We start from the raw sequence: 24,926 nt of genomic DNA, 5'->3' as shown, positions 1-24,926 counted from the left end.
GGAGAAACCGTTCGGCGGGTTGGCGAATCACCGGCGGAATCCCTAGGTTCGGGCATGGCGCATTCCGGTTTCGTCCCGCTTCGAGTTTTCTCCTGCTACACCATGCTGGAAGGGGCGATCGACCCCAAGGCGATCGCCAAGCACGCCAAGAGCCACGGCTTCCCCGCCATCGCCGTCGCCGATCGCAACGGCCTCTATGCCGCGATGAGCTTTTCGGATGCCGCCAAGAAGGCCGGCGTTCAGCCGATCGTCGGCACGCTGCTGGCGGTGAAGCGCTCGAACCTCGCCGAGGGGCTCAACGTGCCGATCGACTGGCTCGCGCTCTATGCGCAGGACCAGACCGGCTATGAAAATCTCTGCCACCTTGTCTCGCAGGCGCATCTCGATCGCCCGATCGAGGAGGATGCGCATGTGCCCTTCGCCGCGCTGGAAGGGCGGACCGATGGCCTGCTCTGCCTGACCGCCGGCGCCGAGGGCGCGCTCGCCCGGCTCTATGCCGAGGGGCAGGACAAGACCGCCGAGGCCTATGCGACGCAACTCGAGGCGCTGTTCCCGGAGCGGCTCTATGTCGAGATCGCCCGCCGCAACAACGACATCGAGACCCGCGCCGAGGCCCGGCTGGTCGACCTCGCCTATGCGCGGGGCCTGCCGCTGGTCGGTACCAACCCGGCCTGCTTCGCCGAAGCCGATTTCTACGAGGCGCATGACGCGATGCTGTGCATCGCCAACTCGACCTATCTCGAAACCGACGACCGCCCGCGCTCCTCGCCCGAGATCTGGCTTAAGCCGGCCGAGACGATGAAGACCAACTTCGCCGACCTGCCCGAGGCGATCGAGAACACCCTCGTCGTGGCGCAGCGCTGCGCCTATGCCGCGCCCAAGCGCAAGCCGATCCTGCCCAGCCTCGCCGGCGACCGCGAGGGCGAGGCGGCGATGCTGCGCGAACGCAGCTGGCAGGGCCTGAAGGACCGGCTCGATTTCGCCGGCATCACCGATCCATCGGACGTGGAGGTGTACAACAAGCGCCTCCAGTTCGAGCTCGACATCATCATCCAGATGGGGTTCCCGGGCTACTTCCTGATCGTGGCCGACTTCATCCAATGGGCGAAGTCGAACGACATTCCGGTGGGGCCGGGGCGTGGTTCGGGTGCGGGCTCGGCGGTCGCCTGGGCGCTGACCATCACCGATCTCGATCCGCTCAAGCTCGGCCTGCTGTTCGAACGCTTCCTCAACCCGGAACGCGTCTCGATGCCCGACTTCGACATCGACTTCTGCGAAACCCGGCGCGGCGAAGTGATCCGCTATGTGCAGGAGAAATACGGCCGCGATCACGTCGCGCAGATCATCACCTTCGGGACGATGAAGGCACGCGCGGTGATCAAGGACGTCGGCCGGGTGCTGCAGATGAGCTATGGCCAGGTCGATCGCCTCGCCAAGCAGATCCCGAACCACCCGACCGACCCCTGGACGCTGGAGCGCACGCTCAACGGCGTGAGCGAATTCCTCGCCGAATATAACGGCAACGAGGATGTGAAGCGCCTCGTCGACCTGTCGATGCGCATGGAAGGCCTGCCGCGCCACAGCTCGACCCACGCCGCCGGCGTGGTGATCGGCGACCGTCCGCTCGCCCAGCTGGTGCCGCTGTACCGCGATCCGCGCTCGGACATGCCGGTGACCCAGTTCGACATGAAGAATGTCGAAGGCGCCGGGCTGGTGAAGTTCGACTTTCTCGGCCTGAAGACGCTGTCGGTGCTCAAAAAGGCCGTGGTGCTGCTCGCCAAGCGCGGCGTCGACGTCAATCTCGATCGGCTCGATTGGGACGACGAGGGCGTCTATGCGCTGCTCCAGCGCGGCGACACGGTGGGCGTGTTCCAGCTCGAATCCGAAGGCATGCGCCGTACGCTGACCGCGGTGCGCCCGACCAATTTCGGCGACATCGTCGCGCTCGTCTCGCTCTACCGCCCGGGCCCGATGGACAACATTCCGATGTTCGGCGCGCGCAAGGCCGGGCGCGAGCCGATCGTTTACCCGCACGACCTGCTCGAGCCGATCCTGGGCGAGACCTACGGGATCTTCGTCTACCAGGAACAGGTGATGCAGGCCGCGCAGATCCTCGCCGGCTATACCCTTGGCGGCGCGGACATGCTGCGGCGCGCGATGGGCAAGAAGGTCAAGGCGGAGATGGACGCGCAGCGCAGCATCTTCGTGAAGGGCTGCAAGGAGGTCAACGACATCCCGGCGGCCAAGGCGAACGAGCTGTTCGACTTGATCGACAAGTTCGCCGGCTACGGCTTCAACAAGTCGCACGCCGCCGCCTACGCCTTGCTCGCCTACCAGACCGCATGGCTGAAGGCGCACCATCCGCACGAATTCTTCGCCGCCTCGATGGCCTACGACATCCACCAGACCGACAAGCTGGCCGTGTTCGCGGACGACATGCGGCGGCTCGGCATCGAGGCGACGTCGCCGGACATCAACGCCAGCGAGGCCGACTTCACCGTGCAGGCGCAGGGCGAGGGACTCGCGGTGCGCTATGCGCTCGGTGCACTGAAGGGCGTGGGCGAGCGGGCGATGGAGCTGCTCGTCGAGGAGCGCGAGAAGAACGGCCGCTTCGCCAGCCTCGACGATTTCGCCAAGCGCGTCGATCCGCGCGTGCTCAACAAGCGCCAGCTGGAAACGCTGGCCTCGGCGGGTGCGTTCGACAGCATCGAGCCCAACCGCGCGGGCGTGCATGCCGCCGCCGAGACGATCCTCGCGGTCGCCCAGCGCGACCATGCCACGCGGATGAGCGGGCAGGGCGGGCTGTTCGGCGATGCCGAGCCGGCGGGCGGCGGGATCACCGTGCCCAAGGACGCCGTCTGGTCGATGTCCGACAAGATCAACGCCGAGAAGGATGCCTTCGGCTATTATTTCTCGGCGCATCCGCTCGACCGCTACGAACATCTGTTCCGCGGCCAGGGCGTGCGCGACATCGCAAGCCTGCCCGACATGCAGATCCCCGAGGGCGCGCGGGTGAATGCCCAGATCGCCGCGCTGATCGAGGATTGCCGCTACCGCACCTCGGCGCGCGGCAACCGCTATCTGATGGCGACGATCTCGGACCGCAGCGCGCAGATCCAGACCTCGTGCTTCGAGGAGCTGATCGCCAAGGATATGGAAGCCTGCGCCAACGGCACCGGCTGCGCGATCCTGACGCTGGAGCTCGACAAGCGCCCCGGCGAGGATACCCCGCGCGCGGCGGTCAAGCGCGTGCAGCCCTTCGACACGCTGGCGGGTACCACCCAGCTCATCCTGGAGATCCGCATCGAGGATCCGACCGTGCCGGCGCAGCTGGCCGCGCTGGTCGGCGATCTGCGCGGCGGGGGCAGGGGGGAGATCCTGCTCCACGCGCCGATCGACGGCGGCGAGGCGACGGTGATGCTCGGCCGCGGTTTCCGGCTCGATACCGAACTGGCCGCGCAGATCGAGACGATGCCCGGCGTGCAGACCGCGTCGCTGATCCCGGCGAGCATGAAGCTGGCGGCGGCGGCGTAGGGGGCCGGCGCTGTCCGCTCCCTTGCGGGAGTGGGTAGCGCCGCCCGGCAGCGTGCCGCCCAGCGCAGGTTGGAGCGGGTGCGTTCCGCGGAGCCTCGCGCGGCTGGGGTGCAGCCGCTTCTCCTCTCCCAGCGCCGGATACGCGCCCGCTTCGCAAACGCTATGTCTGCGCCCCCTTTTTCCGCCAGGGGAGCGGGGTGGGAGCTCGGCTCTCCATCTTGCGGTACGCGCCCGCCCAGCAACAGGATGTAACGCCCACCCCTCTCGACTCCTGCCGATGAAGGCGTATCCTGCGCCAAAACAGCCACGCAATGGAGAGGCATATGCTGGGCGGTATGCAGGATTTCGAGCTTCGGGTATCCACCTTGCTCGATCACGCGGCGCGGGAGCACGGTCCGCGTGAGATCGTCACCCGTTGGGCGGACGGCAGCGAAACGCGCACGAACTGGGCCGGGATCGCGCACGATGCACGGCGAATGGCACAGGCGCTGGAGCGGCTGGGTATCCGGAGGGGCGACCGCGTCGCGACGCTGGCGATGAACCACAGCCGGCACCTCGTCGCCTGGTATGGCGCGACCGGCATGGGCGCGCTCATCCACACCATCAACCCGCGCCTGTTCGACGATCAGCTCGCCTTTATCGGCAACCATGCCGAGGACCGGGTGCTGCTCTACGACCGGATGTTCGCGCCGGTGGTCGAGCGGCTGAAACCGCACTGGACGACGATCGAGCATTATATCTGCTTTGACGATCTGGGACCCGACGGCTTCGAGGCATGGATCGGGGCCGAGGACGGCGACTATGCCTGGGTGACCGGGGACGAGCGCGAGCCGATGATGCTTTGCTACACCAGCGGCACCACCGGCAACCCGAAGGGCGTGGTCTACACCCATCGCTCCACCGTGATCCATGCGTTGACCGAGTTGCAGCCGGCCGAGTTCGACCTATCCACCCAGTCCGTGGCGATGCCGATCGTGCCGATGTTCCATGCGGTCGGCTGGGGCCTGCCCTGGGCCGCGCCCGCGGTCGGCGCGAAGATGGTGTTCTCCGCGGTCAACGACCCCAAGGTCCTGTGCGAGCTGATGAACCGCGAGAAGGTGACGCACTCGGCCGGGGTGCCGACCGTGTGGTTCGCGATGTTCCAGCATATCGACGCAACCGGCGAGGCGCCCAGGCACCTCAAGATCGTCACGATCGGCGGCTCGGCCGCGCCGCGCGCGATGATCGAGCGGCTGATGAAAATGGGCATGCGGGTCAACCACGCCTGGGGCATGACCGAGACCAGCCCGATCGGCACGATGGGCGCACCCTCGCCCGATTGGGACGAGCTGAGCTTCGAGGCACAGGTCGATCAGGTCAGCAAGCAGGGCAAGGTGCCCTATGGCGTCGAGCTGCGCACCGTCGATGACGAGGGCAATGTCTTGCCCCGCGACGGCAGGAGCTCGGGGCGGCTGCAGGTGCGCGGCCCCTGGGTGATCGGGCAATATTATCGCGAGGAGCAGCCCGCCGTCGATGCCGACAACTGGTTCGACACCGGCGACGTCGCGGTCCTGCACCCCGATGGCGTGATGCAGATCACCGATCGGGCGAAGGACGTGATCAAGTCCGGCGGCGAATGGATCAGCTCGGTCGAACTGGAGAATTGCGCCGTAGGCTGCGCGGGCGTGGCCGAGGCGGCGGCGATCGGCGTCCACCATCCGCGCTGGGAAGAGCGGCCGATCCTCCTCGTCGTGCGCAAGCCCGACAGCGCGGTGAGCGAAACGGAGATCCTCGCGCACCTTGGCCGGCACGTCGCCAAATGGTGGCTGCCGGACGAGATCCATTTCGTCGAAAGCCTGCCGCACACGGCGACGGGCAAGCTGCTCAAGATGGAAATCCGCAAACGCTACAAGGATTATTCGCTCAAGGCCGCGTGAGGCGCGCCCGCGTCAACCGTGCGGCGATCCGGAAAGGACCCACCGCCTGCATGCAGCTTGTGAGTCCTTCGCGCTGGCAAAGGCCAGCGTGCCCGTGCCGCCCCCGCAGCGCGCCCCCCACGCAGACGGTGCGCGGATTCTGCGGGGGAGCGGCGGCATGCGCCGCGATCGGCGTCAGGCTTTGCGCTGCGCGATGTGACGGTCGATCACATGGCCCAGCACGGTCATGGGGACATTGCCGCCCAGCACGACCGCGTCGTTGAAGGCGCGGAAGTCGAAGCGGTCGCCCAGTGCCGTCTTCGCTTGCGTCCGCAGACGGTTGATCGCGGTATGGCCTACCTTGTAGCCGCAGGCCTGCCCGGGCCAGGAGCAATAGCGGTCCACTTCGCCCTGTACTTCGTCCTCGGAGGAGCCGTTCGCCTCGACAAACCAGCGGATCGCCTGCTCGCGGGTCCAGCGCTTGGCATGCAGCCCGCTGTCGACCACCAGCCGGCACGCGCGGAAGCCCAGCGACTGGAGATAGCCCAGCTTCGCCGCGGGGTTCGCGGCGTATACGCCCAGTTCGTCCGCCAGCTGTTCGGCATAGAGCGCCCAGCCTTCCGAATAGGCGTTGAATTGCAGCAGCGAGCGGATCAGCGGCATCTTGAAGGTGTATTCGCCCTGCCAGGCATGGCCGGGGATCGCCTCGTGATAGGCGAGGTCGGGCAGGCTGAACCGCGTCCAGATGCCGGTAGAGCGCAGGTTGATCCACAGGCGGCCGGGCACCTTGCCGTCGATCGTGCCGGGGCCGCCATAGGCGCCTGCCGCGCCCGCTTCCTCCACGGGCGCGATGCGCTTCACCTCGACATTGCCCGGCACCAGCGTGTGGAACGCCTCGGGCATGCGGGTACGCATGTCGTCGATGCTCTTCTGGAGGATCTGGATGATCTCGGCGCGTCCGGCGTCGTTTTCCGGGAAGGCGAAGCGCTTGTCGGTGGCCAGCCCGCGCATCCGCGCGCCGACCGAGCCTTGCGTGTAGCCGAGCGTCTTCAGGATCGTGTCCATCTCGGCCTGCAGCTCGGCGAGCTGTGCCTTGCCCATTTCATGGACTTCGTCCGGCGACATGGTGGTGGTGGTGCCCGCGCTCAGCGCCCAGGCGTAATAGGCGTCGCCGTCCTTGAACTTCCACACGCCGGCATCGGCGGTAGCATGGGTGCGCTGCTTCTCCAGCTCGGCGATCTGGCGGTCGAGCGCCGGTGCGATCTGTTCGGCGGCGATCTTGGCCGCGCGCGCTTCATAGCCGCCCGGCATCGTCGCCGTGCGCTTGGCGAGCGAGGTCACCACGTCCCATTTGGCCGGATCGCCGCTGCGGGCGAGGTGGATCTGCTTCAAACATTTGTCGAGCAGGAAGTCGGGGGCGATCACGCCGACGCTTGCCGCTTGCTTGAGGCGCACCGTCTCGCCGTCGAGCGCGCCGGCATAGGCCTGGAGCCGGTCGCAATAGGCGTCGGAATCGTCGCGGCTCGCGATCTGGTGATCGCTGTCGAGCATCTTCGGCACGTCGATATAGGCGCCGACATTCTGGATCACGACATAGGGGGTGTTGCGCCAGCTCCCGACCGCGACATCGCCATAGGGAAAGGCGATGCCCTTCAGGCCGCTTTCATAGGCGGTCTGGATCACGTCGAGATGGACGCGCATCTCGGGGCTGACGGCATTGACGTCGATCCGCTCGATCTTTCCGAGCGTCGCCTTGAGGTGCGCCGCCATCTTGGCGACGCCCGCCGGGGTCCGGTCGGCGAGGCGGTGCTTGAGCGCGGCGCGCGCGCCCGTGTCGATCCCGAGGCTGGTCGCGCCTTCGGGGTTGAGCACGAGCAGCGCCTCGGCGGTGCGATCGATCAGCGCCCGGGCCTGGGCCTCGGCGGGGCCGGCCGCGAGCGCGGGGCGCGGGGCGGCGGCGGTGGCCAGCATGGCGCTCGATCCGAGCAGCACGTCGCGACGGGTGGTACGCATCAATTCGACCTCGATTGTTGTCAGTCTTGGGGAAGGGAAGGAAGGGGCGCGACATGGAGCGTCGCGCCGGTGGCGCCGGTGATCCGCACACGGGCGCCGGCGGGGGCGTCGGGACCGCGCGCCGGCCATTCGCCGTCGCCGATCCGCACGCGGCCACCATGGTCGCTGATCGGCTCGACGACGGTGACGACTTCGCCGACCAGCCGGGCGACGCGGTCGTTGAGGAGCGGATCGGCGCTCGCCACGGGGAAATCGCGATACCAGCGCCGGCCGATCAGCACCGCCGCTGCCGACCAGAGCGCGAACCCCAGCAGCTGGCCGGCCGCCGGCAGATCCGGGAACAGCAGCGCCAGCATGCCCGTGATCGCCGCCGCCACCGCCAGGAAAACGAGGAAGACGCCCGGCACCACCAGCTCGGCGATCCCCAGCGCGACGGCGGCGATCAGCCAGAGCAGGGGCGGGTGTTGCAGCCAGTCCACCTAGGCGATCAGCCCTGCTGGTCGAACGGACCCGGACGGCGGGCCGGGGGTGCGGACGGGGCAGGGGGCTTGGGTGCGCCGCCGGACAGCGCGTCCCGGGCCAGCTCGCCGATGCCGCCCAGCGTGCCGATCAGCTGCGTCGCCTCGACCGGGAACAGGATCGTCTTGGCGTTGGGCGAGGTCGCGAACTTGCCGACCGCTTCCACATATTTCTGGGCGATGAAGTAGTTGAGCGACTGGGCGCTGCCGGACTCGATCGCATCGGACACCAGGCGGGTCGCCTCCGCCTCGGCCTGGGCGGCGCGCTCGCGGGCTTCGGCGTCGCGGAAGGCGGATTCGCGGCGGCCCTCCGCCTCCAGGATCCGGGCCTGCTTCTGCCCCTCGGCGCGCAGGATCTCCGACTGGCGGCTGCCCTCGGCTTCGAGGATATTGGCGCGCTTCTCCCGCTCGGCCTTCATCTGGCGGCCCATCGCGTTGACGATGTCCGCCGGCGGCCGGATGTCCTTGATCTCGACGCGGGTGATCTTCACGCCCCAGGGCGTCGTCGCATGGTCGACCACCGAGAGCAGCCGCGCGTTGATCTCGTCGCGCTTGGACAAAGTCTCGTCCAGGTCCATCGAGCCCATCACGGTGCGCAGGTTGGTCGTCGTCAGCTGGAGCAGCGCGACATAGAGGTCCGACACTTCATAGGCGGCCTTGGCGGCATCCAGCACCTGGAAGAACACCACGCCGTCGGTGGAGATCATCGCATTGTCCTTGGTGATGATCTCCTGGCCGGGAATGTCGATCACCTGCTCCATCATGTTCACCTTGCGGCCGACACGGTAGAAAAAGGCGGGGTAGAAGTTGAAGCCGGGCGCCGCGACGGTGGTGAAGCGGCCGAAATGCTCGATCGTGTACTGATAGCCCTGGGTCACGATCTTCACGCTGGCGAGCAGATAGAACAGCACCAGCGCCACCAGCCCGGCCAAAAACACGAAAAGCACGTCCATACGCCCCGACTCCCTCGCAATGGGGCCTAGTGCTAGCATAGAGAAGCGCGATGACCAGCATGGCTCTCGCCCCCCGCACCGCCCTGTTCCTCCCCGCATCCAACCCGCGCGCGATCGCCAAGGCGCGCACGCTCGATTGCGACATGGTGATCCTCGACCTCGAGGATGCCGTGAAGCCCGAGGACAAGGACATGGCGCGCGCCGCCGCGATCGCCGCGATCGCGGAAGGCTTTGGCGCGCGGATCGCGGCGATCCGCGTCAACGGCACGGATGCGGCCGAGCATGGCGCGGATCTGGCGGCGGTCGCCGGGTCTTCGGCGGCGATGATCGTGGTCCCGAAGGTGGAAGACGCCGGGACGGCGGCACATATTGTCGAAACCGGCGGGAAGCCGATCCTGGCGATGATCGAGACGCCGCGCGGCGTGCTGGCCGCGGCGTCCATCGCGGCGCTGCCCGGCGTGGCGGGGCTGATCGCGGGAACGAATGATCTCAAGGCCGGCCTGGGTATCCCGTCGGCGGCGGGACGCGGCGGCATGTCGCTCGCGCTGCAAAGCGTCGTGCTGGCCGCCCGTGCAGGTGGTGGCTGGGCGCTGGATGGGGTGTTCAATGCGCTCGCCGACGATGCGGGGCTCGACGCGGAATGCAGGGAAGGGCGCGCGCTCGGCTTCGACGGCAAGACGCTGATCCACCCCGGCCAGATCGCGATCGCGACGGCGGCATTCGCGCCCACGCCCGAGGAAGTTTCCGATGCCCGTGCGCTGCTCGCGGCCGCCCGCGGGGGCGCCGAACGGTTTCGCGATCGCATGATTGAGGCGATGCATGTCGCCCAGGCCCGGCTGCTGCTGCAGAGGATTGGCGACATCGACTAAAATGCGTCGTCTGTCGTGTCGCCCCTACGTACTTCCTCTATGTCTAATACATGGAGAGCATGCACGAGATCGACATGACGTTGCTCCAGGCGATCGGGGCGATCGAGAACCTGTTGGCGTTGCCGAGCTGCGACGCGGCGTGCCTGTCTCGGGCGCGATATCAGACGGCGCGCGCCGTCGCCGCCCGAAGGCGCGCGACGGATCTCCTCGTCAATGCCGCCCTGCGCGAGGGCGGGGCGAGTGCGGAGGCGGCGCGGGCCCTGCGCAGCAGCAATCTCGACATGCGCATGTTCTACACCGATCATACCAGCGCGTGGCCCACGGCACGCGCGATCGCCGAATGGCCGGCCTATGTCGCGGCCTCGCGGCGGCTTGCAGCGGCCATCCGCAAACAGGTGCAGGCGGAGCGCGACCTGCTCTACCCGCAGGTGCCGCCGCTCGTCGCGTGACTGCCCCCTAGCGCATCTGCACCCTTGCGGTTACATGGGCCGCCAACATTCGACTCAAGGATTTGGCGCACCCCCATGGAAATCCCTCTCGGCTTAACGTTCGACGACGTCCTCCTCTATCCGGGCGAATCCGAAATCGTGCCGAGCATGGCGGATACGCGCACCAAGGTCACCAAGGGCCTTTCGCTCAACATCCCCATCCTCTCCTCCGCGATGGACACCGTCACCGAAGCCGACATGGCGATCGTGATGGCCCAGCTGGGCGGCATCGGCGTGCTCCACCGCAACATGGAGATCGACGAGCAGTGTGAGGCGGTCCGCGCGGTGAAGCGGTACGAAAGCGGCATGGTCGTCAATCCGATCACCATGGCGCCGACCGGCACGCTCGCCGATGCGCAGGCGCTGATGGCGCGCCACCGGATCAGCGGCATCCCGATCGTCGAGGCGAGCGGCAAGCTGGTCGGCATCCTGACCAACCGTGACGTCCGCTTTGCCGAGAACCCGAACCAGCTCGTTTCCGAGCTGATGACCCATCAGAACCTCGCCACGGTGAAGCTGGGCGTGGCGCAGGAGGAGGCCCGTCGCCTGCTCCACCAGCGCCGGATCGAGAAGCTGCTGGTCGTCGATGACGCCTATCGCTGCGTCGGCCTGATCACGGTGAAGGACATCGAGAAGGCGGTCACCTATCCGCACGCCACCAAGGATGCCAGCGGCCGCCTGTGCGTCGCGGCGGCGACCACCGTGGGGGACAAGGGCTTTGCCCGCACGGAGGCGCTGGTCGATGCCGAGGTCGATCTGGTGGTGATCGATACCGCGCACGGCCACAACAAGGACGTCAGCCGCGCCGTCGAGCGCGTGAAGAAGCTGTCCAACAGCGTGCAGGTGATCGCCGGCAATATCGCGACGGCGGAAGCGGCGCGCGCGCTGATCGACGCGGGCGCGGACGGCATCAAGGTCGGCATCGGGCCGGGCTCGATCTGCACCACCCGCGTGGTCGCGGGCGTCGGCGTGCCGCAGCTCACCGCGGTGATGGAAGCCGCCGAGGAAGCCGCCAAGTCGGGCGTGCCGGTGATTGCCGATGGCGGCATCCGCACCTCGGGCGATATCGCCAAGGCGCTGGCAGCCGGCGCCGGTGCGGCGATGATCGGCTCGCTGCTCGCGGGGACCGAGGAAGCGCCGGGCGAGACCTTCCTGTACCAGGGCCGCGCCTACAAGTCGTATCGCGGCATGGGCTCGGTGGGTGCGATGGCCAAGGGTTCGGCCGACCGCTATTTCCAGCAGGACATCAAGGACCAGCTGAAGCTGGTGCCGGAAGGCATCGAGGGCCAGGTGCCGTACAAGGGCCCGGCGCGCGACGTGATCCACCAGCTGGTCGGCGGCGTGAAGGCCTCGATGGGCTATGTCGGCGCCGGCACGATCCCCGAATTCCAGAAGAAGGCGCGCTTCGTGCGCATCACCAATGCGGGCCTCAAGGAAAGCCACGTCCACGACGTGACGATCACCCGCGAAGCGCCGAACTACCCGACGCGCTGATTGGCAGAACCGGCCGCCCCGGCATTTCCGTCGGGCGCGGCCGGCTTGCAGGCGGGCAGGTTGTCCGCATGGCAGACGCGGTTTCGCCCACCGCGCTTCGCCGCATACAGGGCGCGGTCCGCTTCGCGGTACAGGCGCGGAAAATCGCGATCGTCCTCCATCTCGGCGACGCCGATGCTCACCGTTACCTGCCGCGCACCGATCGCGGCGCGGTGATCGCATTCGGCGATTTCCTGGCGGACATGATCGGCGAATTTGGTCAGCGCCTTGCCCGAGAGGCGCGCGACCATCATCGCGAACTCTTCGCCGCCCAGCCGCGCGACGGCGCACGTCGGCCCCTCCCAGCGGGCCAGCCGCGCGGCGATGCAGCACAGCACCACGTCGCCCGCATCATGACCATGTTCGTCATTGATCGGCTTGAACTTGTCGATGTCGATCAGCAACAGCGCAAGCGGGGCACCGTCCTTCACCGCACGCTCCATCAGCGCCTCGGAAGCTTCCACGAAGCCGCGGCGATTGCGGATCATGGTCAGGGGATCGCGCTCGGCAAGGCGGCTGGCGCGGGCTTCGGCGGCGCGGGCCAGGTCGCGCTCGGCACGAAGCTTCGCGAGGCGGCGACTGGCCGCGATCGACAGCCAGATGGTCTGCCAGGCAGACGCGAACAGCACCAGGATCTGCGGCCCGCCGCCCCACAGGCTGTTCCCGATGTCCACCACCACGGTGAGCGCCAGCGCGATCGAGGGAACGGACCACGCCCCCAGCAGATCGCGCGCTTCCACGCTGCCGCGACGAATTCCCCAGACCAGGCAGAGCATCGCGGAAACGAGCGTGCCCAGTACCGCTATGCCCAGCAAAGGGGCGATGCTTTCGATCGCGGGTCCGCGCACCAGGGTAGCGGGCACGCCGATCGCGACCACCGCGCCGCTGAACATCCAGGTGGCGCCGCGGAGCCATCGCGGCAATATGCCGGCACCGAGCGCGGTAATCACGCTAAGGCTGGCGATCGGGATCGAGAGGACGGAAAGGCCCGTACAGGTCTGTGCCGCCAGCGTTCCCGCCATTCCCGGTGCGACCAACAGCCCGAATTGCGACCAGATCGCGCCCCACAGGAACACGCTCAGTGCCCATGCGCCCTGCCAGGCGAGATATTGGCGGCGCACGCCGGCTGCGAGCGAGAGATTATAGATGGCGCCGGCCAGCAGCAGGGTCAGCGACGCACCGATCAGCGCGGCAAGGATCGTCGTCTCGATATCGGCTTCGCCGGCATCCACCAGCCGCATCCGAAGCAGCGGATAGCTGCTCAGACGGTCGATCCGCAGCGTGATATGGGCGATCCGCGCATTCCCATCATTGGGGCTGAACGCGATCTGCGCGCCGGGTCGCCAGTGATCGCCGAAGGCGCCGCTGCGGACGTGCTGCGTCTCGACCGCGCCATTGGCATATTCGAACACCACCGAAAGCCGGTCGAAGCGGGTGTTGTGCACCAGCAGCGTTCGGGTTTCGCCGTTCCAGACGGTGCCGTGCGGATCGAAGCGGAGCCAGAGGCTGGCGGATTGATAGCCCTGGGGGGCGCCGCCGCAGACGAAGGGCAGGCGGTCCAACACCGCCTCGGGCGCGCCGATCGGGCTTACGGCATGGCAGATGCCGGAATTACGCCCCTCGGGTGCCGCCATCGCATAGGCGGGCGCAATCGCGAACCACAGCAGACCCAGCGCGAACCGGCGAATTACTATTAAACTGCTCGGGCAACGCACCGAACCTTCCCCCAAATCCCCCGGCGCAAAGCATGCACCTGTGGCATCGTTTACAAAGTTTCCACGGCTTGCGCCATCCATGTAGCGGCGGGCCACGGGCGCACCGGCTTTGCAATCCGGATGGGATCGGCTTAGCGACGGCGGCATGACTCCTGCCGCGCGCGTACAAATGGCCATCGACGTTCTCGACCGGATCATCGCGGCCGCCCGCGATCGCGGCGCGGCGGCCGATGTGATCCTGGGGCGGTGGTTTGCGGAACGGCGCTTTGCCGGTTCCAAGGATCGTCGTGCGGTGCGCGGGCTGGTGTATGACGCCATCCGCCAGGCGGGCGAGCTGCCGGTGTCGGGGCGCGCGGCGATGCTCGCGGTGGCCCGGGCGCGGCCGGAGCTTGGCGCGTTGTTCGACGGCTCGCACTACGGTCCCGCGCCGATCGCGCCGGGCGAACCCGTCGCGCCGGCGGGCGTCGCGCCCGCCTGGCTTGCGGCGGCGCTGGAGGCATCCGGGCTGGACGGCGAGGAGCGCGCGGCGCTGCTCGAACGCGCGCCGCTGGACCTGCGGGTCAATCGGCTGAAGGCGACGCCCGATATCGTCGCCGCTGGCCTCGACGGCGCCGAACGGCTCTCCTTCGCGCCGGATGCACTGCGGCTGCCGGAAGACACGCCGGTGGACCGGAGCGAGGCCTATGCGGAGGGGCTGTTCGAGGTCCAGGATGCCGGCAGCCAGCTGGTGAGCGCGCTTGCGGGGGCCGCGCCGGGCATGACCGTCATCGATCTCTGCGCCGGCGGCGGCGGCAAGACGCTGGCCCTGGCGGCGGCGATGGAGAATCGCGGCCGGATCCTGGCCTGCGACGTCGACCGCCCGCGCCTCTCCCGCCTGATGCCCCGCGCCGCCCGTGCGGGGGTGACTATCACCGAGACACTCCTCCTCAACCCCACCCAAGAGGCCGAACGACTCGTCGATTGGCAAGCGCAGGCGGACCTGGTGGTCGTGGATGCGCCGTGCTCGGGGACGGGCACTTGGCGTCGCAATCCCGAGGCGCGGTGGCGGCTGACGCCTTCGCAGCTGGAACGTTATGTCGATACACAAGCGCATCTGCTGGATGTCGCCGCGCGACTGGTGCGGCCGGGTGGGGTGCTGGTGCACATCGTGTGCTCGCTGCTAGACGCAGAGGGGGCGGGGCAAGTGGAGCGCTTCCTGGCGGCACAGCCGGGCTGGATGGCCGTAGCGCTCGACGCGCCTGCGGGGCGTCCGCGTGGTGACGGCCTGCGACTCACGCCGCGTCACGACAAGACCGATGGGTTTTTTGTCGCGAAGCTGGTGCGGCAATGCTAGCCCGTGGCCATGGAGTTTCGGAGATGTTGATGCGGTTCACCACGATCTCGGTTGCGGCAGCGCTGCTCGTGCTGACGGTTTCGACCAGCCTCAACGCACAGCGGCCGGACAGTCAGCTGGATGCCCGCTCGGTCGAACTGGTGCGTCAGGCCCGGGGCGCGCAGGCCGCGGGCAATCTTGCTGGCGCAAACGACCTGCTGGAAAGCGCGGTCGCAGTCGACCCGCGCAACCGCGAGGCGTTCGTGCTGTTGGCAGACATCGCGCAGACGCAGAGCCTTCCAGGTAAGGCGATTCGCTTTTACGGCGAGGCGCTGAAGCTCGATCCCAACGATGTGTCGGCGCTGCGCGGTCAGGGCGAGGCGATGGTCACCAAGGGCGCGATGACGCGCGCGAAGGACAATCTCGCCAAGATCAAAACCATCTGCAAGGCCGGTTGCGCCGAAGCGAGCACGCTGGCCGCGACGATCGCCAAGGGGCCACCACCGACGCCGACTCCGGTCGCCGCCAATGACAACAACACCCCCAAGGAAGCGGCCAAGCCCTGATCGCGTTCAGCTGGCAGCGATCGCCGCTTCCAATGATCGCGCGCGGGTCTCCTGCGCGGCGACGATCACGCCCGCACGATCAATGGCCGTCTGCAGTGCGGGATAGTCCTGCTGGCCGCTCTGGCCGCGCTCGACGCGCAACTGATCCAGGTCGGCGAGCGTCACCGCCGCGCGAGATCGCAGGCCGTCGAGCACGCTGAGCGCGGTCTGCGCGTCAAGCCACGCGCTGGTGCCCGCAGCCTGGCCGCGGGCGCGTGCCACCTTGGACTCGGCATCCTTCGCGGCTTTCTGGAATTCCTGATCGGTCAATTCGAGCGTGGCCGTCAGCGCCGCAATTCGCGCATCGAAGGCGGCGTCGGGTGTCGCCTGCGGCGCCGGGCGTTCGGGTTCGATGAAATTCAGGCCTTCATTCGCGCGCGGAAGCAGCGAGGGATAGCGCGTACTGGTCTGGGCGCAGCCGGCGAGCAGCGCGGCACCGACGGCAAGAAGGGGGAGGGATCGCATGGTGTTGCCATATGCTTGTGGAAAACTTGGCGCAACGGGGTTGCGCTCCCCAACGTCCGCCGATAAAGACCCGCCTCCACTAGGCGCCCGTAGCTCAGCTGGATAGAGCATCAGACTACGAATCTGAGGGTCGGACGTTCGAATCGTTCCGGGCGCGCCATTACCCCCGCCAGAGCATCCGCTCGGCGGGGGTTTGTGTTTCAGGGACTCAGAGACCCGCGTCGAGGCTGTCGAGAATGCGACCGCCCGCCATGAACACCGCGATCGGGCATAGTAGAAATAGCAGCTTGCCGCCGATGCCGGGATACAGGCTCAGATAGTGGAGCCCACGCTCAACCGCGCCGTTGGCGAGCCCAAAGATCACCAGAAACGCTTCGAACTTGGACTTGATCACGAACAGGCGGCCAATGCGATAGAGCATGGCAAGCGCGCAGCAAGGATTGTGCCAACGCCGAAAAACCGACGTTTGTCAGGCCCCCATCATGGTAAACTGTCAATTAACTCGACAAGATCGAGCGTTTCCAGCAGCGCCCTGCGCGCGTTCTCGATCCGGGTGATGAGGGCGGGGTCCGCGATCGCACCGGGATCAATCGCTTCCGGCCAATGGGCTTCGATGACGGCTGCGATTCGATCCAACGTTGCTGCGTCGACCAGGAAGCGTGAGTCCACGGCGGCAGGATCGGCAACGACGCGCAGGCGGAGGCACGCAGGTCCGCCGCCGTTCGCCATCGACTCGCGCACGTCGACCACCTGGACGCGGCGAATCGGGCCGTTACCAGCAACGTGCGCCTGCAGCCAATTCCACACGCTCGGCGTATCGCGCGCCTCGCTCGGCACGATCAATGCGATTTCGTCTGTCGGCAGCGTGACCAATTGCGCGTTGAACAGATAGGAGGCGATGGCGTCGGTGAGGCTCACCTGATCGGCCGCGACCTCGACGATCTCCACCTCCGGCATCGTCGCGCGTAGCCGTTCATAGAAGCGATCCTTTTCCGCAAAAGCGTGTTCGTGCGCGAACAGCACGCGGCCATTTGCCACTGCCACCACGTCATTGTGGAAGGCGCCGGCGGCAATGGCCGCGTCGGATTGCTGAACGAAGAGCGTCCGCGCGGGATCGAGCAAATGCCGCCGCGCGATCGCGGCGCTGGCATCCGGATGCTGGCGGGCGGGGAAGGGACCGCCGGCAATTCCGTAGACGAATATTTCCACGCCGGGCGCGTCGTGCGCGGTGGCGAGACGCATATGGTTGGCCGCACCCTCGTCGCCAAAGGGTGCGGGCACGGGACCATGCACTGCGAAGGCCGTATTGCGGAATGCGAGCCGAAGCTGCGCCAGCGTTTCCTGCCATTCATGGCTACGGTGCGGCATCGTCACCAAGTTGGCGACGCTCAGATGGCAGCGGCCATCGGCGGTATCCGGCGCAGGCGACACCGTCGCTGCGTTCGCGGCCCACATCGGCGAGGCGGATAGCGCCTGCGCCTGGCTGTGCGGCGGTGCCTGCTCATAGTGTAGGCCCAACCGGGCGAGCCATGAACGATCCGGCCGTGCGTGGGGAAGAAGGATGCCCTGATGCAGGCCAAGGGCGAGGTTCGTCCGCATCTTGGCGATGCCCTGCAGCGCCGCCGCCCGCGGGTGCGACACGGCACCACGATTGCGTGTGGCAGCAAGGTTGCCCGGGCTGAGACCGGCATAATTATGGCTGGGCCCCACGATGCCGTCGAAGTTGATCTCCACCAGCATCAGCGCGCCACCCACAGGATATCGTCGCCGATGGAGAGGGATAGCGTTTTCGCCGAAACCGGGTCGATCGTCACCCCTTCCGCGCCGGCGGACACTTGCGCCAGCGCGGATTGGAAGTCGGAGAGCTTACCCGTGGCGATCAGCGCGGGCTCACCGCCTGCGGCGATTGCGGCAACGGTGGCGCGTTGCGTTTCCCGCACGGTCTTCACCTGATCCGTACGCGCCGTCATCGTCGGGCCACCGTCGAAGATATCGATGTAACTTTCGAAGGCAAATCCCTCATTTTCCAGCATTCGCATCGCGGCGCGGCCGGAAGGGTGAGGCAAGCCGATCACGGAGCGGGCGTTTTCGGAAAGCATCGCGGTGTACACCGGATGCTTTGGCATCAGGTCGGCGATGAACTGGTTGCCATGGGTGGCATTGAACTCATCGGCCTGCTGAAAATTCATCCCGAAAAAGCGCCCGGCAACCCCGTCCCAGAAGGGCGAGCCGCCCGCTTCGTCGATCACCCCGCGGAGCTCGGCGAGGATACGGTCGGCAAAGCGCGCGCGGTGCTGGGCGATGAAGAGATAGCGCGCCCGCGCGAGGAGCAGGCCCAGTCCGCCGGCACGCTCGCCGGGGTGGAGGAATAGACCGCCCACCTCGCTACAGCCTTCCAGATCGTTGACCAGACTTAAGATCTCAGCGCGGAAAGTACGCTTAAGTTCTTGACTATGCTTGGTTACAGTCCCGATACGATAACTGTAGAACGGCCATTTCTCTCCTACACGCGTGAAGATCTGGCAGGTGCCGCGGACATCGCCGGTTTCGCCATTTTCGAGGATGAGCACGAAGAGATCGTCGGACACGTCGGCGTCCTCGCCGCGCGCGAAGGCGGCATGGCTGCGATCAAGCTTCGCGCGCAAGGCAGGCCTGTCGGGCGGCAAATTGGTGAAACCGCCGCCGGTTAGCTTCGCCATCTCGTACAATGGCTGAAGATCCTCGTCGCGCGCGGCGCGGATGCGGAAGCTGCTCATGGCCGACCCCGTTCGGCGAGGCGGAGGACGGTGAGGGCCGAGAGCGCGGCGCGCTCGGGCAGACTTTCCGGGATCAGAAATTCCTCCATGGAATGAATGGCGCCGCCGCGAGCGCCCATGGTGTCGACCACCGGCACCCCGCAGGCGGCGATGTTGTTGCCGTCGCACACGCCCCCGGTTGCCTTCCACGCGATCGGGATGCCGAGATCGGCACCAGCGTCGCGAACGAGGTCGAACAGGCGGGCTGCCGCCGGGTCGACCGGCTTGGGCGGGCGATTGAAGCTGCCGTGCAGTTCGATACGGACGTCATGCGCTGCCGATACGCGCGCGATCGCCGCGTCCAGCGCGGCTTGCGCGCGCGCGATCGCATCCGCGTCGCCGGGGCGGAAGTTGACGCGGAGGATCGCAAGATCGGGCACGACATTGTTCGGCCCGCCGCCGTCGATCCGCGCCGGGTTCACCGCGAGGCCCGGCGCCTTCGCGTCCGCCAGTATGACGGCGAGCGCCGCAGCGGCGACCAAAGCGTTGCGCCCGTCCTCGGGGTTGCGACCGGCATGGGCGCTGCGGCCATGCACCACGAGCGAGAAATTGCCGGTGCCGCCCCGCGCTCCTGCCAGCGTGCCGTCGGGAAGCGCCGGTTCATAGGTAAGCGCGGCTGCCTTGCCGTCTGCGACGCGGGCGATCAACGCGCGGGACGAAAGCGAACCCGTTTCCTCATCCGAATTGATCAGCACCGTATAGCCCAGCCGGTGTGCCATCGGGCTAGCTTCGGCTGCTTCCAGTGCGGCCAGCATCAGCGACAGGCCGCCCTTCATGTCGGCGGATCCCGGCGCGTTCAGGCGTCCGTCGTCCAGCCATCGCGATCGCTGGAAGGGATGATCGATCCCGAACACCGTGTCCATGTGGCCGGTGAAAAGCAACTGCACCGGGGCGTCGGGCCGCACGGTCAGCAACAGGTGGCGACCATGCGCCATCGGTTCGACGATGCCGCCGGGCGTCACCGTTTCGACCGGCTCCGGCGCAACCAGTTCCAGTGCACCGGGCAGGGCGGAAAAGGCGTCCGCCAACGTAGACGCCATCGTAGCGAGACCCGCCAGATTACGGGTGCCGCTGTTGATCGCCGCCCACTGCAATGTCCTCTCCAGCATCGGCGCAGCTTGTGCGCGCTCGATCGCCGTCCGTTCTATCGCGGATAGCATGTTCATGGCCGTGTCGTAGACCGGAACGGGGGCGGTTGAACACCCCCGGGCCGGCAGCCCATCAGAAATCGACGACGAGCGCCGCGCGGCTGGTGGTGTCGGTTGTCAGGCGACCGAGCGGCGGCGCGCTTTCATATTGGACGGTGTAGCTGAACTGCGCCGACAGTGGCCCGATCAGCTTTGCCAGCAGCGCCGACTTGGTCGACACCGTGCTGTTGTCCTTCTCGACATAGGCGGACGCCTGCTGCGTCAGCGACATGCCGCGCGACAGCCTCCAGGCAAAATCAAGCGAACCGCGCGCCGCGATGTTATTCTCGGTGGGCGCGCCGATGAAGCGCGTGTAGCGATAGGCTGGGCCGAGCTCGAGATCGAGCTTGATCGCCGAGCTCTTGATCGCGCTATAGCCGGCGCCGGCCGAGATCGACACACGGTCACCGAAACCGGAGAAGCGATCGCTTTCATACTGCGCGGCGCCGTACATGTAGGCGCGGCTGTCGAACTTCCAGTTGGGTTCATAGGCGGCGAGGTAGCGTTCGCGCGTAGTGACGCCCAGGCTTTCCTGGTAATCTGCCTGCACGCGTACTTTGTGGCGCCACTCGATGCCCTCGCGCTTCACCTCAGCGGCCGCGGTGACGCCGATATTTTCCGAATTGCCGGTCTGCACATAGCCGCCGAGTTCGACATGGCCCTTCACCAGTTGGAGGAAATGCGCCTCCCGTAGGGCCTGCTGGGCAACCTCCCGGCGCTTCGATCGCCAGTCTCCGGCCATCTTGGCAACCAGGGGGGCGCTCGCCGGGTCGGCGGTCTTGGCGTATTTGACGATGACGGCCACATCGGCCTCGTTGCCCGAGCTCATCGCCGCATCGAGCATCGCCTTGATCGTTGGCGGGATCGGTGGATCCTCGGTGTTCGCGAGCAACAGCGGAAAGGCAAGGAGCAGGGCACGCATCACGCCTTCCTCCTAGCCACAGTTTCGCGGCGCAAAAAGGGCAAGCTGCCGCATCTGCACAACGTACGGCCTCAGCGCGGCCGGGAGGACAGGTTGCAAGGACGAGGCGCGGGGCCGAGACAGATGCGTGGAAGGAGCGCGCATGGGGCGGACGGCAGTGGTGTTCGGCGCGTCGGGCGGGATCGGCGCGGCGCTGGTGGCGGAACTGGCAGCCGATCCAACGATCGGGCGGATCCATGCCGGCGCCCGTTCTGTCGAGGGAATCGACGTCGCCAAGGCAATGCCGTTCCGTTTCGATCTTCAGGATGAATCCAGCATCGCCGAGGCAGCGGCGAGCATCGGCGGCCCGGTCGATCTGGTCTTCGTTGCGACGGGCATGCTGCATCGAGACGGTGGCCCCTTGCCAGAGAAGGCAGTTCGCTCGCTCGATCCTGCGGTCATGGCTGAGCTTTTCGCGATCAACACGATCGGACCCGCGCTTATCGCCAAGCATTTCCTGCCGCTTCTCCCGCGCGATCGGCGTGCCGTGTTTGCCGTGTTGTCGGCGCGGGTCGGATCGATCGCGGACAACCGGCTGGGAGGATGGCACAGCTATCGCGCGTCCAAGGCGGCGCTAAACATGCTGATGGTGAATTTCGCGATCGAGCTGCGTCGCACCCATGTCGAGGCGATCATTGCAGCGTTGCATCCCGGAACGGTAAACACGCCGCTTTCAGCACCTTTCCAGCGCGGTGTTACTCCGGAAAAGCTATTCGAAGCAGGCAATAGCGCCAGATTAATGCTGGACGTTCTCAACAATCTGACGCCAGCGGATTCGGGTGGTCTCTTCGCCTGGGACGGCGCCCGGATCCCTTATTGAGCGAGTCGGCGCTCTACCAGACCGCGGAGTGCCACCCGCGCCTTCAGCCGCGCCGCGAGGAGTGCCATGCCGCTGATCTTGCGCTGGACGAACAAAATGTCGGCAGGCGGCACGTGCCATATCGCGCGGTCCTCGACCATCTGCATGCCTTCGCCGCGTACCGCCTGGAGGAAACTGCGGTCGCCGAAGTCGAAATCGTCCGCGCGGTCGGTCTGTTCGAGGGTCAGGCCGATCATCCTGTCGATCACGGCGGGATGGCGCGCTAGCGCGGCCGGGCTGAAGAAGCCCAGGTCGAGGGCGGCGGCGCGTACAGCGGCGCGATCGCTGCTCAGGCCGGCGTGCAACAGGCGGCGATATCCACCTGTAATGGCGTCGGAAACGGGCATCGCTGCGCCAAAATCGAGCAACACCAACCGCCCGGTTTCTGGTTGATAGCGGTAATTGGCGAAGTTGGGATCGGTCTGAATAAAGGCGAAGGCGAACAGTTCCTGTAGCACCAGGTCGATCAGCGCGGTGGTGACGCGGTTGCGCTCGCCCTGGTCCGCCGCTTCGAGGGTTTCGATCGGCTTGGCGGCGATATAGTCCATCGCCAGCACGTTGGTGGTCGAGAGCTCCGGCACCGGGCGGGGCACGAGGTAACGATCGTCGCCGGCGAGATGGTCGGCATAGCGTGTCATCATCGCTGCCTCACGGACATAATCCGCCTCGTCGTGAAGCTGGCGCTTGGCCTCGCCGAGCAGCGGCGTGACGTCGAGCCCCTTGGGCAACAGCCCGGACAGGCGGAGCAGGGTCGCGACATTGTCGACATCGGCGTCGATGCTCTCCCGCACGCCGGGATATTGCACCTTGATCGCCAGCGTTCGCCCATCGGGCAGCCGCGCGCGATGGACCTGGCCGATCGAGGCAGCGGCCATGGGGTGCGCCTCGAACAGCGCGAAGCGTCGACGCCAGTCGGCGCCCCATTCCTTTGCCAGCACCTGCTGGAGCTGGGCGGGGGGCATGTGATGGGCGCGGTCACGCAGGCGGGCGAGGATCTGGGTGAGCTCGTCGGGCAGCACGTCGCCGGCATCGAGCGAGATCATCTGCCCCAGCTTCATCGCCGCGCCGCGCAGCTGGGCCAGCTGCTCCGTCGCGCGGGCGACGTTGCCGGGGGTGAGGACGAGGTCGCGCAGCTGCGGGCGCTCACCGGCGACGAGGCGCTTGGCGCCCTCCGCGAGCACGTTGCCCGCGACGCCGCCCGCCAGCCGGCCCATCACGCCGAAACGGGCGAGCCGCCCCTTGGGAACCGCGCGCGAGCGGCCGTCATATCCATTATCGTCCGCCATGCCGTTCCCTTTCGCGCATCCAGCGCTGGAGTGTGGGTCGAACGCGCAGAAAGGCGCGGTAGAGCCGCTCGAGTGCCCAGGTCATCCCTGGAAGCAATGCCAAGAGCCCAAACGGGCGCAGGAGCGGGATAACGCGCCACATCGCCGCGAATGCCGCCGCACCGTTGAAGAAGCGGCCCTGCGCGTCGCTGACATGGAAGCGGGCGAGCAAGTCGCCGCGATCGAGCGGGCAGCTGTTCGTGTCGTCGCTGACATCGACGAAGCGCAGCCTTCCGCGTCGATCGAGCCGACGCATCAGCGCAATCTCGCGGACGCACAAGGGGCAGCCGCCATCGTACCATACGGTGAGCAGATCAGCCATTCCAGCGGCTCCCGGCGGGCACCAGCGCGTCGAGGAAGCGCCCGGCATCGGCGGCAATTTCCGCCTTGCGCTCGTCCGTCATGCGGTCGAAATTGCGGACGATCGGGCCCATCCGCTGGTTGCGCGCGAAGCGATCGCGGTGATGGGCGATGAAATTCCAGTAGAGATAGTTGAACGGGCAGGCGTCCGGTCCGGCCTTCAGCTTCACCTTGTAGCGGCAGCCGCTGCAATAGTCGGACATGCGATCGATATAGGCGCCGCTCGCCGCATAGGGCTTGGAGCCCATGATCCCGCCATCGGCGAACAGCGCCATGCCGATGGTGTTGGGCATCTCCACCCATTCATAGGCATCGGCATAGACCGCCATGTACCAGACATGGACCAGATAGGGGTCGATGCCCGCGAGGAGCGCGAAATTGCCGGTGACCATCAGCCGCTGGATATGGTGGGCATAGGCATGCGTACGGGTCTGCACGACCGCGTCGCGCACGCACGCCATGTCCGTCTCGGCGGTCCAGTAAAATTCGGGAAGCGGGCGACGGGCTTCGAGCGCATTGGTATCGGCATAGTGCGGCATGTGCAGCCAGTAGATCCCGCGGACATACTCCCGCCAGCCGAGGATCTGGCGGATGAAGCCCTCGACCGAGTTGATCGGTACCCGCCCGGCGCGCCATTCGGCCTCGGCGCGGCGGCAGAGGTCGAGCGGATCGAGCAGACCGATGTTCATGTAGAGCGCGAGGTGCGCGTGAAACAATACTGGCTCGCCGCTCCGCATCGCATCCTGGTAGTCGCCGAAGCGGGGCAAGGCATGGGCGAGAAAATGATCGCGCGCCTTTTCGGCATCGACCCGGGTGACGGCGAGGGCAAAGGGCCGCAGATCGCCGAAATTATCGGGGAAGCGGTGCTCGACCAGTGCTAGGACCTCGTGCGTGATCGCATCGGGCTCAAAGGCCGGGAGCGACGGGGGCGTGGTGCCGGGGGGCGGGGTCTCGCGATTGTCGTGGTCGTAGTTCCACTCTCCGCCGGCAGGCTGATCGCCGTCCATCAGCAGGCGGGTGCGGCGGCGCATGTCGCGGTAGAAATGCTCCATGCGTAGCTGGCGTCGGCCCTGCGTCCAGGCGCGGAACCCGGCGGGGTCGATGAGGAAGCGCGTGTCGGGGAGCAGGGCCAGACCCGGCACTGCAGCGAGTGTTTGGCGGAGGCGCCATTCCCCGGGCTCGGTGCAGAAAATTTCCTCTATGTCGAGGTCTTTGCGGGCACGCTCGATCTCGCCTGCCAGACTGCCGCTGTTCTTCGGATCGTCAAGCCGGGTGTAGCGGACTTGCCAGCCCTCCGCGCGAAGTTCCTCGGCGAAATGCCGCATCGCCGAGAAAACGAAGGCGAGCTTCTTCTTGTGGTGCGGCACATAGGCAGCCTCTTCGGCGACTTCCGCCATCAGCACCAGGTCCTCGGCCGGATCGGCGTCGGCGAGCGAGGATATGCCAGCGCTGAGCTGGTCGCCGAGAATGAGGATCAGGCGGGCCATGCACGGTGATGTGGGGCAGGGGACGCGCCGGAACGCGATGTCTTTTCGGACA

General features: G+C 67.0%; 21 protein-coding genes and 1 tRNA gene. 9 read left to right on the top strand and 13 right to left on the bottom strand.

What is annotated here, in order from left to right; all coding sequences use genetic code 11:
- Positions 1-54 precede the first annotated feature (54 nt).
- Together dnaE and A7X12_RS18540 are read left to right on the top strand one after the other, a co-directional pair.
- Positions 55-3,534 (top strand): DNA polymerase III subunit alpha, encoded by a 3,480-nt coding sequence (gene dnaE, locus A7X12_RS18545; protein ID WP_064312918.1) that lies wholly within the window; start codon positions 55-57, stop codon positions 3,532-3,534.
- A 323-nt stretch (positions 3,535-3,857) separates the two neighbouring features.
- The gene (locus tag A7X12_RS18540; protein WP_198162074.1) at positions 3,858-5,450 is read left to right on the top strand and encodes a long-chain fatty acid--CoA ligase; all 1,593 of its coding nucleotides are present in this window, start codon (positions 3,858-3,860) and stop codon (positions 5,448-5,450) included.
- A 174-nt stretch (positions 5,451-5,624) separates the two neighbouring features.
- On the opposite strand, the gene A7X12_RS18535 is transcribed toward A7X12_RS18540, so the two are convergent.
- Genes A7X12_RS18535 through A7X12_RS18525 form a run of 3 tightly spaced genes read right to left on the bottom strand, consistent with a single transcriptional unit; the run spans position 5,625 to position 8,913 of the window.
- Complete coding sequence (locus A7X12_RS18535; RefSeq protein ID WP_064312916.1) at positions 5,625-7,442, bottom strand: DUF885 domain-containing protein; 1,818 nt, start codon at positions 7,440-7,442, stop codon at positions 5,625-5,627.
- 20 nt (positions 7,443-7,462) lie between these two features.
- A complete protein-coding gene (locus A7X12_RS18530) occupies positions 7,463-7,921 on the bottom strand; it encodes an NfeD family protein (RefSeq protein ID WP_064312915.1) in 459 nt (152 codons plus the stop codon).
- Positions 7,922-7,929: 8 nt separating this feature from the next.
- Positions 7,930-8,913 carry an SPFH domain-containing protein gene (locus A7X12_RS18525; RefSeq protein WP_064312914.1) on the bottom strand — a complete coding sequence of 328 codons (984 nt, stop codon included), beginning with the start codon at positions 8,911-8,913 and terminating at the stop codon, positions 7,930-7,932.
- 50 nt (positions 8,914-8,963) lie between these two features.
- Between A7X12_RS18525 and A7X12_RS18520 the strand changes: the two genes are divergently transcribed.
- The 3 genes from A7X12_RS18520 to guaB all read left to right on the top strand — a co-directional run bounded on the left by A7X12_RS18520 (position 8,964) and on the right by guaB (position 11,764).
- Positions 8,964-9,782: an HpcH/HpaI aldolase/citrate lyase family protein gene (locus A7X12_RS18520; protein WP_157105643.1), complete on the top strand. Its 819-nt coding sequence runs from the start codon at positions 8,964-8,966 to the stop codon at positions 9,780-9,782.
- A 59-nt stretch (positions 9,783-9,841) separates the two neighbouring features.
- Positions 9,842-10,231, top strand: a complete 390-nt coding sequence (locus A7X12_RS18515; RefSeq protein WP_232318571.1) for a hypothetical protein — start codon at positions 9,842-9,844, stop codon at positions 10,229-10,231.
- Positions 10,232-10,306: 75 nt separating this feature from the next.
- The gene (gene guaB, locus A7X12_RS18510) at positions 10,307-11,764 is read left to right on the top strand and encodes an IMP dehydrogenase (RefSeq protein ID WP_064312912.1); all 1,458 of its coding nucleotides are present in this window, start codon (positions 10,307-10,309) and stop codon (positions 11,762-11,764) included.
- On the opposite strand, the gene A7X12_RS18505 is transcribed toward guaB, so the two are convergent.
- Positions 11,749-13,518 (bottom strand): GGDEF domain-containing protein, encoded by a 1,770-nt coding sequence (locus tag A7X12_RS18505; protein WP_232318570.1) that lies wholly within the window; start codon positions 13,516-13,518, stop codon positions 11,749-11,751. The genes guaB and A7X12_RS18505 overlap by 16 nt on opposite strands.
- Positions 13,519-13,663: 145 nt before the next feature.
- On the opposite strand from A7X12_RS18505, the gene A7X12_RS18500 reads away from it, so the two are divergent.
- Both A7X12_RS18500 and A7X12_RS18495 read left to right on the top strand, forming a co-directional pair.
- On the top strand, positions 13,664-14,851 hold the full coding sequence (locus tag A7X12_RS18500; RefSeq protein WP_064312910.1) for an RsmB/NOP family class I SAM-dependent RNA methyltransferase: 1,188 nt from the start codon (positions 13,664-13,666) through the stop codon (positions 14,849-14,851).
- Positions 14,852-14,880: 29 nt separating this feature from the next.
- The gene (locus A7X12_RS18495) at positions 14,881-15,396 is read left to right on the top strand and encodes a tetratricopeptide repeat protein (RefSeq protein WP_198162083.1); all 516 of its coding nucleotides are present in this window, start codon (positions 14,881-14,883) and stop codon (positions 15,394-15,396) included.
- A gap of 6 nt (positions 15,397-15,402) precedes the next feature.
- Here the strand turns inward: A7X12_RS18495 and A7X12_RS18490 are convergent, their stop codons facing one another.
- Positions 15,403-15,900: a hypothetical protein gene (locus tag A7X12_RS18490; protein WP_064312908.1), complete on the bottom strand. Its 498-nt coding sequence runs from the start codon at positions 15,898-15,900 to the stop codon at positions 15,403-15,405.
- Positions 15,901-15,983: 83 nt separating this feature from the next.
- On the opposite strand from A7X12_RS18490, the gene A7X12_RS18485 reads away from it, so the two are divergent.
- Positions 15,984-16,060, top strand: a tRNA-Arg gene (locus A7X12_RS18485).
- Positions 16,061-16,108: 48 nt separating this feature from the next.
- On the opposite strand, the gene A7X12_RS18480 is transcribed toward A7X12_RS18485, so the two are convergent.
- Genes A7X12_RS18480 through A7X12_RS18460 form a run of 5 tightly spaced genes read right to left on the bottom strand, consistent with a single transcriptional unit; the run spans position 16,109 to position 20,804 of the window.
- On the bottom strand, positions 16,109-16,321 hold the full coding sequence (locus A7X12_RS18480) for a hypothetical protein (protein ID WP_064312907.1): 213 nt from the start codon (positions 16,319-16,321) through the stop codon (positions 16,109-16,111).
- A gap of 59 nt (positions 16,322-16,380) precedes the next feature.
- Positions 16,381-17,640, bottom strand: a complete 1,260-nt coding sequence (locus A7X12_RS18475; RefSeq protein ID WP_064313061.1) for an N-succinylarginine dihydrolase — start codon at positions 17,638-17,640, stop codon at positions 16,381-16,383.
- Positions 17,640-18,656: an arginine N-succinyltransferase gene (locus A7X12_RS18470; RefSeq protein ID WP_064312906.1), complete on the bottom strand. Its 1,017-nt coding sequence runs from the start codon at positions 18,654-18,656 to the stop codon at positions 17,640-17,642. The genes A7X12_RS18475 and A7X12_RS18470 overlap by 1 nt, the downstream gene beginning before the upstream one ends.
- Positions 18,653-19,861, bottom strand: coding sequence for a hydrolase (locus tag A7X12_RS18465; protein ID WP_064312905.1), 1,209 nt, complete (start codon positions 19,859-19,861; stop codon positions 18,653-18,655). The genes A7X12_RS18470 and A7X12_RS18465 overlap by 4 nt, the downstream gene beginning before the upstream one ends.
- Positions 19,862-19,916: 55 nt before the next feature.
- Positions 19,917-20,804 carry a DUF481 domain-containing protein gene (locus A7X12_RS18460; protein WP_064312904.1) on the bottom strand — a complete coding sequence of 296 codons (888 nt, stop codon included), beginning with the start codon at positions 20,802-20,804 and terminating at the stop codon, positions 19,917-19,919.
- A gap of 142 nt (positions 20,805-20,946) precedes the next feature.
- Between A7X12_RS18460 and A7X12_RS18455 the strand changes: the two genes are divergently transcribed.
- Positions 20,947-21,663, top strand: coding sequence for an SDR family NAD(P)-dependent oxidoreductase (locus A7X12_RS18455; protein WP_064312903.1), 717 nt, complete (start codon positions 20,947-20,949; stop codon positions 21,661-21,663).
- Here the strand turns inward: A7X12_RS18455 and A7X12_RS18450 are convergent.
- From A7X12_RS18450 to A7X12_RS18440, 3 genes are read right to left on the bottom strand one after another with little or no spacing between them, the layout of a single operon-like run.
- Entirely contained in the window at positions 21,657-22,988 is a 1,332-nt protein-coding gene (locus A7X12_RS18450; RefSeq protein WP_064312902.1) for an ABC1 kinase family protein, read from the bottom strand. The two genes, A7X12_RS18455 and A7X12_RS18450, sit on opposite strands and share 7 nt — an antisense overlap.
- Entirely contained in the window at positions 22,975-23,349 is a 375-nt protein-coding gene (locus tag A7X12_RS18445) for a DCC1-like thiol-disulfide oxidoreductase family protein (protein ID WP_064312901.1), read from the bottom strand. Before A7X12_RS18445 ends, A7X12_RS18450 begins: the two co-directional genes overlap by 14 nt.
- Positions 23,342-24,874 (bottom strand): cryptochrome/photolyase family protein, encoded by a 1,533-nt coding sequence (locus A7X12_RS18440; RefSeq protein ID WP_064312900.1) that lies wholly within the window; start codon positions 24,872-24,874, stop codon positions 23,342-23,344. Before A7X12_RS18440 ends, A7X12_RS18445 begins: the two co-directional genes overlap by 8 nt.
- Positions 24,875-24,926: the final 52 nt, after the last annotated feature.

The organism is Sphingomonas sp. TDK1 (assembly GCF_001650735.1).
Lineage (GTDB): Bacteria > Pseudomonadota > Alphaproteobacteria > Sphingomonadales > Sphingomonadaceae > Sphingomonas.
This window is presented reverse-complemented; position numbering and strand designations above follow the sequence as displayed.